Here is a 13,536-nt window from a genome sequence, read left to right on the forward strand (position 1 = left end):
GCTCCCGGCCCGTTCCCGCCGCGCCGGTCGGGGGCCCGCGGTTATTTCTCGAGGGCCACGCGGGTGGGGGTCTGCGTGCCCGCCACGATGCCGCGGGCGCTGCGGGCAATGGCCGAAACAACGGCCGTCATGTTATTCACGTCCAGGCTGCCCACTTCGTCGCCCACGCTGTGGTAGAGCTTGTCGGTCGGAATCTGGTCGGTGCTGATGGTGTGGGCCGGCACGCCCAGCCGAGCCAGGGTGGCATTGTCGGAGCGGTAAAACAGGTTTTGGTCGGGGTACGGGTCGGGCTCAAACCGGAACTCGGTGCCCTTCAGGTTTTCCCGTAGCAACGAGCCAAAGTCCGATTTTTCGTAGCCGGTGATGAACGCGGTTTTGGGCCCAAACTTGGCCTCCTTGCCAATCATCTCGATGTTGAACATGGCCACCACTTGCTGCGGGTCGAGCTGCTTCGAGAAGTATTGCGAGCCAAACCCACCCACTTCCTCGGCCGCAAACGCCACGAAGAAGAGCGGCCGGGCGTTGTCGTTCTTCTGCTTAAAGTATTCGGCCAGGGCCACGACGGCGGTGGTGCCGCTGGCGTCGTCGTCGGCCCCGTTGGCAATGGAGTCGCCGGCGGCGGAGGGCTTCACGATGCCCAGGTGGTCGTAGTGGCCCGAGAAAACAACGTTTTCCCGGCTGCGCCGCGGGTCGTGGCCGGGCAGCAGGCCCACCACGTTGCGCAGCTCCAGGGGCCGCAGCGCGGTGCTGGCGCTGATGCGGTAGGTGAACTTTTCGGGCACATTGGCCAGCACCACCACCGTGGCGAAAGGCGGGGGCGGCCCGGGGCTCATGGTGCCCTGGCGCAGGTAGTTGGCCAGCTGCGCGAACTCTTTGGCGTGGGTGGTGTCCACCACCACCAGCGTGTTGGCCGTGGGGTGCAGCAGGGGCCCCAGCCGGGCCTTTTCGCCCGCCGCCACGCGCACAATGGCCACGGGCTGGGCGTCTTCGCTGGTCCAGCTGAGGGCGGGCGCGCCCGAGGCCATTATCACCTGGCTGGCCGCCACGGGCTGGCCGTTCAGCACGGCGGCCACGGGGCCGGGCTGGCTTTTGTAAACCGTGAACGTTTGCTCGAAGCTGCTGAGCCCGGGCAGCGGCCGCAAGCCGATGCGGGCAAACTCGCCGGCCAGGAACCGCGCCGCCCGCAGGCCGCCGGGCTGGCCGGTGCCGCGGCCCTGCATGTCGTCGGCGGCCAGGGTTTGCTCCACCCGCGCCACCGTGGCGGCCGAAACCTGCGGGGCCGCAGCCGCCGGGGCCTTGGCCTTGGTTTTGATTTTTACGTTGGTTTGGGCGGCCAATGGCAGGGCCGCCAGCAGGCAACCGGCCAGGAAAAGGTGCTTCACGGGAGAATTTAGCTAAGGGTCAGCACCAGGTCGTCGGCGGATACGCGGGTGCCCGCGGGCAGGTCGATGCTGGCCACGGTGAGGTCGTGGGGGGCCGTGATGGTGGTTTCCATCTTCATGGCCTCGATGACGAACAGCGGCGTGTTGCGCGGCACGGCGGCCCCGGCCTCCACCAGCACTTTGCTGAGCATGCCTTGCAGCGGCGCGGCAATCTGGTGGGGGTTGCCCTTGTCGGCCTTCTTATTACTGACTTTGGTGACGGCCACGGCCCGGTCGCGCACTTCCAGGTTGCGGGTCTGGCCGTTGAGGACGAAGAAGAGCGTGCGCGTGCCCTCCTCGTTCACGGGCCCGATGGACTGCACGCTCACGAGCACCGACTTGCCGCGGGCAATTTCCACGATGGTTTCCTCGCCCAGCTCCAGGCCGTAGAAAAACACCGGCGTGGGCACCCGGCTCACGTCGCCGTACTGCTCCCGGTGGGCCCAGTAATCGGCGAACACCTTGGGGTAGAGCAGGCTGGAGAGCAGGTGGGTGAACTTGCCACCGGGGTGCGTTTCCTGAAACGCCGCCCACTCCTTATCGAAATCAATGGGCGCCAGGTGGTCGTTGGGCCGGTCGGTGAAGGGCGTTTCGTTGCGCAGCACCAGCTTTTGCAATTCGGCGGGCCAGCCGCCCTCGGGCTGCCCAATGTCGCCGCGGAACAGCTCGCGCACCGACTCGGGGAAGCTCAGGGTTTCGCCTTTCTCCAGCACGTCGGCCGGGCTCAGGTTGTTGCTCACCATGAACAAGGCCATGTCGCCCACCACTTTGCTGCTGGGCGTCACCTTCACGATGTCGCCAAACATCTGGTTCACGTCGGCGAAGCGCTGCTTCACTTCCTCGAACTTATCGGCCAGGCCCAGGGCCGCCGCCTGGGGCCGCAAATTCGAGTACTGCCCGCCCGGAATTTCGTGCTGGAACACCTCCGAGGTGCCCGCTTTCAGGCCCGACTCGAAGGGGTAGTAATGCTCGCGCACGGCCTCCCAGTAGTTGCTGAACTCGTTGAGCGAGGCCTGGTCGAACTCGCGGTGGCGGGGCGTGTGGCGCAGCATCTCCACCGCCGAGTTGAAGTTGGGCTGCGAGGTGAGGCCGGACAGGGCCCCCATCGCCACGTCAATCACGTTCACGCCCGCTTCCACGGCCTTGAGGTGGGTGGCGGCCTGCAGGCTGCTGGTGTCGTGGGTGTGCAGGTGGATGGGCAGCTTCACGGTGTCGCGCAGGCCGGCAATGAGCTCGGTGGCGGCGTAGGGCTTCAGCAACCCCGCCATATCCTTCATGCAGAGGATGTGGGCCCCGGCGTCTTCCAGCTGCTTGGCCAGCTTGAGGTAATAATCCAGCGTGTACTTGGTCCGCTTCGGGTCCATAATGTCGCCGGTGTAGCAGATGGCGGCTTCGGCCAGGCGGTCGGTTTTGCGCACGAAATTGATGCACGATTCCATGCCCTTCATCCAGTTCAGCGAGTCGAAAATGCGGAACACGTCCACGCCGGTTTCGGCCGCCACCTGCACGAATTTCTCGGTCAGGTTGTCCGGGTAGGCCTTGTAGCCCACGCCGTTGGCCCCGCGAATCAGCATTTGCAGCAGGATGTTGGGCACGGCCTCGCGCAGGCGGGCCAGGCGGGCCCAGGGGTCTTCGTGCAAAAAGCGCAGGGCCACGTCGTAAGTGGCGCCGCCCCACACCTCCAGCGAGAAGGTCTGGGGGTGGCGCTGGGCGTAGGCGCGGGCCACCCTCAGCATGTCGTAGGTGCGCATGCGGGTGGCCAGCAGGCTCTGGTGGGCGTCGCGCAGGGTGGTGTCGGTATAATGCACCAGCGGCTCGGCGCGCAGCCATTCCGCGAATTTCTCGGGGCCCAGCTCGTCGAGCTTCTGCTTGGTACCGGGCGCGGGCGTGGCGTCGGCGTCGAAGTGCGGCAGGCGGGGGCGGCGCAGCGCGGGGCGCGGGGCCTCGCGCACCGCAGCGGGCACGTCGGCGTTGCCGTTCACCACCACGTCGCCGATGAAGTTGAGCAGGCGCGTGGCCCGGTCGAGCCGGGTTTCGAACTTGAACAGGTCGGGGTGGTCCTTGATGAAATCAACGGTGGCGCGGCCGGCCTGGAAATCGGGGTCGGCCACGATGTTTTGCAGAAACTGGATGTTGGTGCGCACCCCGCGCACCCGGAATTCTTCCAGCGTGCGCAGCATCTTCAGGGCTGCCCCGGCCAGCGTGGCCGAGTGCGTGGACACCTTCACCAGCAGCGAATCGAAAAACGGCGACACCACGGCCCCCGGGTACACCGAGCCCTCGTCGAGGCGCACCCCGAAGCCGCCCGCCGAGCGGTAGGCCACGATGGTGCCGTAGTCGGGCTTGAAGTCGTTGGCCGGGTCTTCGGTCGTCACGCGGCACTGGATGGCGCAACCGTTGCGCGGCACCACCACGTCGGGCCCCAGCCCGATTTCGGGCGATTCGAGCGGGTAGCCGGCGGCAATGAAGAGCTGGGTTTTGATCAGGTCGATGCCCGTAATCATCTCGGTCACCGTGTGTTCCACCTGAATGCGGGGGTTCACCTCGATGAAGTAGATGCGGTCCTGCTCGGGGTTCACGAGGAACTCCACCGTGCCCACGTTGTCGTAGCCCACGGCCCGCCCGATGCGCAGCGCGTACTCGTATAAGAGGTGGCGCTGGTGCTCGGGCAGGTTCAGGGCGGGGGCCACTTCCACCACCTTCTGGAAGCGGCGCTGCACCGAGCAGTCGCGCTCATACAGGTGCACGAGGTGGCCGTGCTGGTCGCCCACGAGCTGCACCTCGATGTGCTTGGGCCGCTCCACGAACTTCTCCAGAAACACCGTGTCGTCGCCAAAGGCGTTCAGGGCCTCGTTGCGGGCCTCAAAAAACCCTTTCTCCAGCTGCTCGTCGTCGCGAATCACGCGCATGCCGCGGCCGCCGCCGCCGCTGGCCGCCTTCAGCATCACGGGGTAGCCGATGCGCTGGGCCTCGCTTTTGGCGGTTTCGAAGTCGTTCAGCTCCTTTTCGCTGCTCTCAATCTGGGGCACCTGGCACTGCACGGCCACCTCCTTGGCCCGCACCTTGTCGCCGAGCGCCTCCATCACCTCGGGCCGGGGCCCCACGAAAATGATGCCCTCCTCGCGGCAGCGGCAGGCCAGGGTGGCGTTTTCGCTCAGGAAGCCGTAGCCGGGGTGGATGGCGTTGGCCCCGTTGGCCCGGGCCACCCGCAGCAGCCCCTCGATGTCGAGGTAGGGCTTGAGCGGCTCGTCGTCGCCGCCGATCTGGTAGGCCTCGTCGGCCTTATAGCGGTGCTGCGAGTAGCGGTCTTCGTGGGTGTACACGGCCACCGTGGGGATGTTCAGCTCGGTGGCGGCACGCAGCACGCGGATGGCAATTTCGCCCCGGTTGGCGACAAGCAGCTTGGTGATTTTCATGAAGCAAGGCGGTTGACTAGCCGGCGGCTAAGCTACGCCCGGGGTCCCGCCCGTGCTAATTCTTCGCGGTTTTGTTGCATGCCGGCCACCAGCGAATGAGGCGAAGCAATCCTTAGCCTAAACGCCACTTCGCGCACATCTGCAAGAGATTTAAATATCCCATTTATCGTACTTAAAAATTTGATCATTAAATATTTAAGAATATTAAACCTCAAAACTAGGGTCCTATATAACCACTTTTTGGGTTGCATGGGTCTTACGGGCAGACTTCATTTGCTTTTGTCAGCCAACCCAGCCCCCACATGCTCATGTATGCATCGCGCACCATCTTCAAAGCGTTAACAGCTTGCCTCTTGCCAAGCCTGACCCTGGCTCAGACGCCCGCCGGGGCCCCGGCCAACACCTGGGGCGGCGGCCTGGGCTTCGGCAACGGCCTAGAGCTGCACGGTGATTATCAAACCGCCGGGCACTTGCTGCTACTGGGCCGTGCCCGTTACAAGTGGTGGGGGCCCAGCTCGGGGCCCGGCGTGGGCCAGGTAGACCACTTGAACACCAGCTCGCGCCAAACGGAAATAGCGGCGCTGGCCGGCTATGGCCTGCCCGTGGGCCGCAGCCTGCTCTACGGCGCGGCAGGCGTGGCCTACGTGGCGGGCCGCCAGCTGGGCGAGTACCGCTACTCGACCTTGTCCAACGGCCTGGCGTCGAGCGATGCCACCTATTACTACGCCTACCGCAGCTACCAGGCCCTGGGCCTGCCGGTAGAAATCGGGTTCCGGGCCCCGCCCCTGCGCGGCCTACGCCTGGGCCTGGCCGGCCAGGCCCACTTCAACCCCGAGCATTCGGTGTACTGCGTGTTGCTCACGCTGTGGGCCGACCGACTCGGGGGCCCGCTGCACCGGGCCCGGTAAGCGGACCCCGGCCGTGCGTCATCATTTCCTTTTTTCGCCCATGAACCGTTATCCTTCTCCCTACTGCCGCTTGCTGGCTGCCGCCCTGCTACCGCTCCTCGCCGCCTGCTCGCTCACGGCGGAAGAAGTAGAGCCAGCCCTGCCCAGCGGCCCAGTAAACGGCAGCAACACGCTGGCGTACTACGCCAACGGCCGGCCCACGGTGGCCAACAATTCCAACAATTTGGGCACCATCTTGGCGGGCATCTTTGGCGGCGACACCCGCGCCGTGGTGGGCCAGCTACGCAGCGGCGGTGTGAGCCTGCGGGCCACCGACTACCTTACTGCGCAGGATGCAGGCCTCAGTTACCACGTGCTATACCTGGCGCTCAGTTCGTTCCACGGGCCGGGTACTTACCCCCTGACGCGGGGCGGCACGTCGTACCAGGAGAGCAGTACCCAAAACAATTCGCCGGCCACCCCAGCCGCGCTAACTTACTACCCTGCGCCGCCAGGCCCCTCGCAGGTCGTCGTTACGGGCTGGGATGCGGCCACCCGCCACCTGCAAGGCACGTTTGCGCTCACGGCCGCCGCGCCGGGCGTCGCCCAACCGGTGGCCCTCACCGACGGCCGCTTCGATTTAATTCTGGACCCGTGAGTTCCCGGCCCGGTAATCGGTAAATAAACATGCCATTGGCAGCGGGGTTAGCTAGTTGCGTAAAACACCCACCCTGCTTACTTTTTCATGAATTTCGACCAAAAACAACTCCTCATCGTCGGCGCTTCCTCCGGCATCGGCCTGGCCACAGCCAAGCTGCTCAGCGGCCTGGGGGCCCACCTGCACACGGCCTCGCGCCACCTCTCGCCCGAGCTGGCGGCCCTGAACACCAATTACTTCGCCTACGACGCGACCCAGCCCGTGGGCCCCGCCTTCGACCACCTGCCCGAGGCCCTGCACGGCGTGGTATATTGCCCCGGCAGCATCAAGCTGCGCCCCTTCGAGCGCATCCCGGCCGAAGACTTCCAGGCCGATTTCGACCTGAACGTGCTCGGGGCCGTGCGGGTGCTGCAAGCCACCATGAAGCGCCTGAAAAAGGCCGACGGCGGCGCCTCGGTGGTGCTGTTCAGCACCGTGGCGGCCGACACGGGCATGAGCTTCCACGCCAGCATCGCCACGGCCAAGGCCGCCGTGGAGGGCCTCACCCGGGCCCTGGCCGCCGAGTACGCCGCCAGCAATGTGCGCGTGAACTGCATCGCGCCCTCGCTCACCAACACGCCCCTAGCCGCTACGCTGCTCAGCACGCCCGAAAAGGCCGAGGCCGGGGCCAAGCGCCACCCCTTGCAGCGCATCGGCCAGCCCGAAGACCTGGCCTACTCCGCCTCGTTTCTGTTGTCCGACCACAGCAGCTTCATGACCGGCCAGGTACTGGCTGTGGACGGCGGCATGAGCAAATTGAAATAGTCCCTTAGCTATCAGCAAAATATTAACTGATGTGCAACCGACAGCGAAGTTGTTTAGGAAGCCGTTTTACGTCATGCTGAGCGAAACGAAGCGAAGCCGAAGCATCTCTACTGCGGCAATAAGCAATGTTGGTGAGCGGGAGAGATGCTTCGGCTTCGCTTCGTTTCGCTCAGCATGACGTTCTAACTTTATTTTAGCAGCTTCCCAAACAGATTCAGCAAACAACTAAAAATTGGCACCTAAGCAATGAAAATCTGCCTGTTCTGGCACCGGCGCGATTTGCGCATCCACGACAACGTGGGCCTGGCGGAGGCCCTGGCCAGCGGCCTGCCGGTGGTGCCGCTCTTTATTTACGACCGCGACATCCTCGACCATTTGCCTAACAAGGCCGATGCCCGGCTTACTTACATCTTCGACCAGGTGGAGCGCCTGGCGCGGGAAACCGAAGCGGCTGGGGGTACCTTCTTGGCCCGCTACGGCCGGCCAGTTGACGTGCTGGAACAACTGGTGCAGGAATTCGACGTGGTTGCCGTGCATACCAATGAAGACTACGAGCCTTACGCCACGAAGCGCGACGCCAAGGTGGGGGACCTGCTGCGCCGTCGCGGCGTGGACTTTCTGCTTTACAAGGACCAGGTAATCTTTGCTAAGGACGACATCATGACTAAGTCGGGCACGGTGCCCAAGGTATTCGGGGCCTACCACAAGACCTTCCTGGCCCGGCTAACTGATGAATTACTGCTACCCTATGGTTCGGCCGAGGCCTTTACTCAGGCGCATTTGCAGCGCCTGGACCCCGACCAGCCCAGCCCGCGCCCCACGCTGGCCGGCATGGGCTTCGAGCGCAAAGAGCAGTATGTGCCCACCACAGATTTACCAGCCGAAGAAGTCGTGCGCCACTACCACCAAACCCGCAACACGCCCGCTCTGCAAAACGGCACCACGCGCCTCTCGGTGCAACTGCGCTTCGGCACCGTGAGCGTGCGCCAGGCCATGCGCCAGGCCAAAGCCCTGAACCCGAAGCTACTCGCTGAAATCAGCTGGCGCGACTTCTTCATGATGCTGCTTTGGCACTACCCCAACACTGCCACTGAAGCCTACGACCCTAAGATGCGGGCTGTACCCTACCGCAATAATGAGGACGAGTTCCGGGCCTGGTGCGCGGGCCGCACCGGCTACCCGCTTGTAGATGCAGGCATGCGCGAGCTGAACGCCACCGGCTACCTGCCCAACCGCGTGCGCATGACCGTGGCCGGCTTCCTGGTCAAGCAGCTGTTCATCGACTGGCGCTGGGGCGAAAAATATTTCGCTGACAAGCTGCTCGACTACGAACTGGCCAACAATGTGGGCAACTGGCAGTGGATGGCGGGCACCGGGGCCGTCTCGGCCCCTTGGTTCCGAGTGTACAGCCCCGACAGCCAGCTCGAACAGGTAGACCCGGAGCTGAAGTACGTGAAGCGCTGGGTGCCCGAAGTGGGCACCGCTACTTACCCGGCCCCCATCGTGGACCACAGATTTGGCCGCGACCGCGCCGTGGAAGCCATCCGGGCGGCGCGCATTGCAGCCAGCGGCGACGGCAAAATCGTGGGCGCTTAATCAGCTTCAACCGAACCGTTCAGGGTCCCGGTAATGGTTGTCAGGCCATGGGGGGAAACCGCGTCAAACAAGCTTATTTGGCCTTCGTGCCCAACGAAGGCCACCCGCCCGCGTCGGTGTTCAAACTCACCCAGCAGCTGGGCGGTGCCGAGGCGGAATTTTACCAGCACTACCCCAATTTCGAGGCCATCGACCGCGAACTCTGGGCCGACTTTGGCAAGCAAGCCCGCACCACCGCCGCCGCCGAGCCGGTGTGAAATAAGCCGTCATCCTGATCTTCGACTTTTTGGGCCGCAATATCCTCAACTTCGCCGCCCGTTTCTTTCTTAGTACCCAAGCCCTCAATGAGATTTGCAGCCATTATTAGGATCAGGCTGATAGAACAACTTGCTTATAGAAGGCTTGGTTTATATCACTAAAACCATAAAGCGGGCATTAGTATAGCAAATTGCTATAATTTAAAGATGCAATGTATTACTTTTGACCCAGTCTTGTCGAATCAAGTTGCAATCGTATTTATTATATAAAGGGCTTGCTCAATACAGACAATAAATTATCTAGCTTTATGTTAATTTACGTCTTAAAATATTTAAATAATAATTAGTTTAGACATAAAATTACTTATTAACCCGAAACTAACAGCATAAAAACAGAACGTAATCATGCAATTTATTTATAAACTTTTCTTTAAAAAAATTAGTCCTGGCATATTCCGACTTATGCTTGCTTCGTTTGTAATGGTCTTTCACTCCGTATCATTCTTAATCATTGGACAATACGTAGTATATGTGTTTTTTATGCTAAGTGGATATTGGGTATTTAAAATGTACAATGAAAAGTACTCTCACTACGAACAATCATATTGGGTGTATTTACAAAGCAGATTTTTGCGGTTATTACCTACTTACTGGATAATTCTCCTGTTTGCCATTATCGTCAGCATAGTAGCGCACTCCTTCTTACACGAGGTACCGAACGTACCGCTCGGCTTTAATAGGATTATCATTCAGAATATCTTAGTATTGGGCCTGGGTAATGCCCAGTACCAATTCATCGTGCCAGCTTGGTCGCTCGATGTTGAAGTTCAGTACTATCTTGTTGTGCCGTTATTGGTGTTGATTGGAGTGAAACGAAGCGGCGGCATTGCACTTCTCTCACTAGGAATTCTGGGATTTATTTACACTAACTTTTTTAGTGCCGCCAAAGAAATACCCCCTTTGATTACTTATATTCCATTCTTCCTAATCGGAGCCGCGGTCTATCTATACCGAATATCAGCTTCTGAGAATTTTGCATTATTTTGTCTATTAATTGCCTCTATCATACTAGGCTTAAACTACGCAATTCCTAGTTTAAGAACAAACTTCTTCTTTAATAGCGCCGCTACCGTTCTTATCTTTAATTATCAAGAAGCGTTAGATATTACTTTAGCGATTCTAACCATTCCATTTATGATCATTAATATTCACCAAAAAGATGTTCCTAAAAAGGATTTCCTTTGGTCGTCTATGTCTTACGTAATCTACTTACTGCACTGGCCGTTACTTGAGCTTTATGCCCTGACCGTTAGAAATGTTTCAACGGTTGAAAAGTACATTCACATCCTGGTTTACTACGCCGTTTGTTTATTTTTATCGTGGCTGTTCAGCACCTACGTTGACACTTATTTTGAAAGCAAGCGTCGGACCTGGCTGAAGACGCGGAAGAAGAAAAGTAAGCAGGTAATATTAACCTAGCCGTAGGCCGAGCCACTCGAAGGGTTGCCAGTTCCAGCTTCTGCGCTACAGCAGTTGGGTGGCCTTACTAATATTTACTCGCCCAATCCAGGCCGGGGTAGGCAAGGCCGTCCGCATGATTTAGGTCGGTCCTGGCTGAACCGTTCGGGGCCCCAACGGGTTAGTATAGCATGGAAAAAGACCGCATCAAACAAGCTTATTTGGACTTCGTGCTCAACGAAGGCCACCCGCCCGCGTCGGTGTTCAAACTCACCCAGCAGCTGGGCGGTGCCGAGGCGGAATTTTATCAGCACTACCCCAATTTCGAGGCCATCGACCGCGAACTCTGGGCCGACTTTGGCAAGCAGGCCCGCACCACCGCCGCCGCCGAGCCGGTGTGGCAGGGTTACGGCAGCCGCGAAAAGCTGCTGGCCTTCTACTATACGCTGCTTGAGATTCTCAAACAAAACCGCTCTTACGCCCTCATGAGCCTGCGCCGCTCGCTGCACCGCATGCCCGGCCTCTCGCCCCGCGTGCTCGACGATTTTCGCCAAGACTTCGAGCGCTTCGTATCCGATTTGCTGACCGATGGCCGCGTGAGCGGCGAAATCGCCAACCGTCCCATCGTGCAGGACGGCTACCCGCGCTTTTTCTGGCAGCAGGTGCTGTTTGTGCTCAGCTTCTTCGCCAAAGACGACTCGGTGAACTTCGAGCGCACCGACGCCGCCGTGGAAAAAGCCGTCACCCTGAGCTTCGATTTAGTGGGCCGAAACACCTTGGATTCAGCCGTTGATTTTGTACGGTTTTTGGTGCGGCGCTAATTAATTCAAGCAAATCTTATTTGGTAGATAACTAAAAGGCCGTCATGCTGAGCTGGTCGAAGCACCTCTACTGCGCAGGTAACCAATTACCGCTGCGGAAAAGGCGCTTCGACCAGCTCAGCATGACGGCCTTTTAATTAATTACAATTTCGGTTATTAATTAACAGAATCAATGTCCGCCGACCAGCCGCTTACTTCCCTGCCCACTACCAAGGTGGCGCGCGCCGCCCGCTTTGCCCGCACCGGCCTGAACGTGGGGGCCAATTACGTGAAGCATTACGCCAAACGAGCCGTCGGCGCGGAGTCGTCGATGGAAGACTTGCACACCGCCAACGCGGCCGAGCTGTACGGGGCCCTGAGTGAGATGAAAGGCTCCGTGCTGAAGGTGGCTCAGATGCTGGCGATGGAAAAGAATATGCTGCCCACGGCCTATTCCGACCAGTTTGCCCAGGCCCAGTACCAGACGCCGCCGCTCTCGGGGCCCTTGGTTACCAAAGCTTTTCGGGACGCATTCGGGAAGTCGCCGTTCCAGGTGTTCGACGAATTTGAGCCGGCGGCGCGGCAGGCCGCCAGCATTGGCCAAGTGCACTTTGCCCGCAAAGACGGCCGCGACCTAGCAGTGAAGGTGCAGTACCCCGGCGTGGCCGCCAGCATCAAGTCCGACATCAACCTAGTGAAGCCCATTGCCCTGCGCGTGATGGGCCTGAACGAAACCCAGGTCCGCCCGTACCTGGAGGAGGTAGAAGCGCGCCTAATTGAAGAAACCGACTACGCCCTGGAGCTGCGCCGGGGCCAGGAAATTGCGGCCCGCTGCGCCCACCTGGCGTACCTGCAATTCCCGCGTTATTACCCCGAGTTGTCGAGCCCGCGCATCCTCACCATGGACTGGTTGCCCGGCCAGCACCTCAAAGAGTTTCTGGCTACGGGCCCCAGCCAGGCCGTGCGCAACCAACTCGGCCAAGCCCTGTGGGATTTCTACCAGTTCCAGCTCAACGAGCTGCGCCAGGTGCACGCCGACCCGCACCCCGGCAACTTCCTGATGCGCGACGAAGACGGGGGTACGCTGGGCGTGCTCGATTTCGGCTGTGTGAAAGAAGTGCCCGCCGACGTGTACCACCAGTTCACTACCCTGCTGGCCCCCGAAACCTTCGTCGACGAAGCGCGCCTGCAGGCCCTGCTCACCGAAGCCAACGTGCTGCGGGACAGCGACCCCGCCCCCATGCAGGCCCTGTACCTGCGCACGCTGCGCGCCTCGCTGGAGCTGGTGGGTCGCCCCTTCCGCCAGCCCGTATTCGACTTCGGCGACCCGGCCTATATGGCCGCCCTTTACGCCTTGGGCGACGACCTAATGGCCGACCCCGAGCTGCGCCAGCAGCGCGAGCCCCGCGGCTCGGCTCACTTCATCTACCTCAACCGCACTTACGTAGGCCTATTTGCCCTGCTCACAGAACTGGGGGCCGAGGTAGCAACCGAGGGGAAGCAGCACATTTTGCACTCGTAAGTTCCCGTGAAGCTGCGCTGTTGCCCGTTGTGCGCCAAGCAGTCCTTGGCTGGCATGGTCCCTCATGGAATTTCCCCAGAAAACATCGCCACGCTTAAAACGCTGATTGACTGGCGCGGAAATGACGCCTTGCGCAAGGTCAGCGCACGTGGTCTTTCACGTCGTAGTACCTATTGCTTCGGCGCTGGCCTGCCGTATTCCTGCACCGGCTCGTAGGTCATGCCCAGCTTGGCATCGCCGGTGATGGTGAGGTCGAGGTTGGCCGTGGCAGCGCTGGGGTTGAGCAGCACAGCCGTAGAGCCGGCGGCGAATTGCAGCACGCCCGACTGGCTGGGGGCTAAGGTGACTTTACCAAACGTACCGCCGCCCTTGGGCCGCTCGCGGATTTCGACGGGCACGGCACCGGTGTTTTTGGCAGCTACCTTGAACGCGCCGCGCTGGTCGCCGCCCAAAATAAATTGTTTGCCCGACTCAATAAACAAATTAGAATGAATGGTACCGGCCAGGGCCAACAATGGCAACAGCGAAAAGGCCAGGGCGCACGGGTGCGCAGACGGCACAAAACGGGGGAAGTTGTTCATGACTAAGGGGTTGGGGTTGATGAAACGATGCCCCAAAAGTCGCGGCTGGCCCCTTGGTTTGCGCACCGTTCCATGCCTTGGGCCGTCCCAAACCATGGTTTGAGACGGCCCAAGGCAGCTGTGTTGAATTTAATAA

General features: G+C 60.7%; 11 protein-coding genes. 8 read left to right on the top strand and 3 right to left on the bottom strand.

Going from position 1 to position 13,536, the window contains the following annotated elements:
* Window positions 1-41: 41 nt before the first annotated feature.
* Together HNP98_RS22370 and HNP98_RS15125 are read right to left on the bottom strand one after the other, a co-directional pair.
* Window positions 42-1,382, bottom strand: coding sequence for a M20/M25/M40 family metallo-hydrolase (locus HNP98_RS22370; protein ID WP_173811002.1), 1,341 nt, complete (start codon window positions 1,380-1,382; stop codon window positions 42-44).
* 8 nt (window positions 1,383-1,390) lie between these two features.
* Entirely contained in the window at window positions 1,391-4,837 is a 3,447-nt protein-coding gene (locus HNP98_RS15125; RefSeq protein WP_173811003.1) for a pyruvate carboxylase, read from the bottom strand.
* Between the two features lie 302 nt (window positions 4,838-5,139).
* Between HNP98_RS15125 and HNP98_RS15130 the strand changes: the two genes are divergently transcribed.
* The 8 genes from HNP98_RS15130 to HNP98_RS15165 all read left to right on the top strand — a co-directional run bounded on the left by HNP98_RS15130 (window position 5,140) and on the right by HNP98_RS15165 (window position 12,819).
* Window positions 5,140-5,745: a hypothetical protein gene (locus tag HNP98_RS15130; protein WP_173811004.1), complete on the top strand. Its 606-nt coding sequence runs from the start codon at window positions 5,140-5,142 to the stop codon at window positions 5,743-5,745.
* 40 nt (window positions 5,746-5,785) lie between these two features.
* Window positions 5,786-6,382, top strand: a complete 597-nt coding sequence (locus HNP98_RS15135) for a hypothetical protein (protein WP_173811005.1) — start codon at window positions 5,786-5,788, stop codon at window positions 6,380-6,382.
* Window positions 6,383-6,469: 87 nt separating this feature from the next.
* Window positions 6,470-7,186 (top strand): SDR family NAD(P)-dependent oxidoreductase, encoded by a 717-nt coding sequence (locus HNP98_RS15140; RefSeq protein WP_173811006.1) that lies wholly within the window; start codon window positions 6,470-6,472, stop codon window positions 7,184-7,186.
* 246 nt (window positions 7,187-7,432) lie between these two features.
* The gene (locus tag HNP98_RS15145; RefSeq protein ID WP_173811007.1) at window positions 7,433-8,782 is read left to right on the top strand and encodes a cryptochrome/photolyase family protein; all 1,350 of its coding nucleotides are present in this window, start codon (window positions 7,433-7,435) and stop codon (window positions 8,780-8,782) included.
* An 86-nt stretch (window positions 8,783-8,868) separates the two neighbouring features.
* Window positions 8,869-9,039: a hypothetical protein gene (locus HNP98_RS15150; RefSeq protein WP_173811008.1), complete on the top strand. Its 171-nt coding sequence runs from the start codon at window positions 8,869-8,871 to the stop codon at window positions 9,037-9,039.
* 462 nt (window positions 9,040-9,501) lie between these two features.
* Window positions 9,502-10,518, top strand: coding sequence for an acyltransferase family protein (locus HNP98_RS15155; protein ID WP_173811009.1), 1,017 nt, complete (start codon window positions 9,502-9,504; stop codon window positions 10,516-10,518).
* 170 nt (window positions 10,519-10,688) lie between these two features.
* Window positions 10,689-11,318 (top strand): TetR/AcrR family transcriptional regulator, encoded by a 630-nt coding sequence (locus HNP98_RS15160; RefSeq protein WP_173811010.1) that lies wholly within the window; start codon window positions 10,689-10,691, stop codon window positions 11,316-11,318.
* 172 nt (window positions 11,319-11,490) lie between these two features.
* Window positions 11,491-12,819 carry an ABC1 kinase family protein gene (locus tag HNP98_RS15165; protein WP_173811011.1) on the top strand — a complete coding sequence of 443 codons (1,329 nt, stop codon included), beginning with the start codon at window positions 11,491-11,493 and terminating at the stop codon, window positions 12,817-12,819.
* Between the two features lie 170 nt (window positions 12,820-12,989).
* Here the strand turns inward: HNP98_RS15165 and HNP98_RS15170 are convergent, their stop codons facing one another.
* Window positions 12,990-13,400: a hypothetical protein gene (locus HNP98_RS15170; protein ID WP_173811012.1), complete on the bottom strand. Its 411-nt coding sequence runs from the start codon at window positions 13,398-13,400 to the stop codon at window positions 12,990-12,992.
* Window positions 13,401-13,536: the final 136 nt, after the last annotated feature.

Origin of the sequence: Hymenobacter caeli, assembly GCF_013294115.1 — a bacterium.
Classification (GTDB): Bacteria; Bacteroidota; Bacteroidia; order Cytophagales; family Hymenobacteraceae; genus Hymenobacter; species Hymenobacter caeli.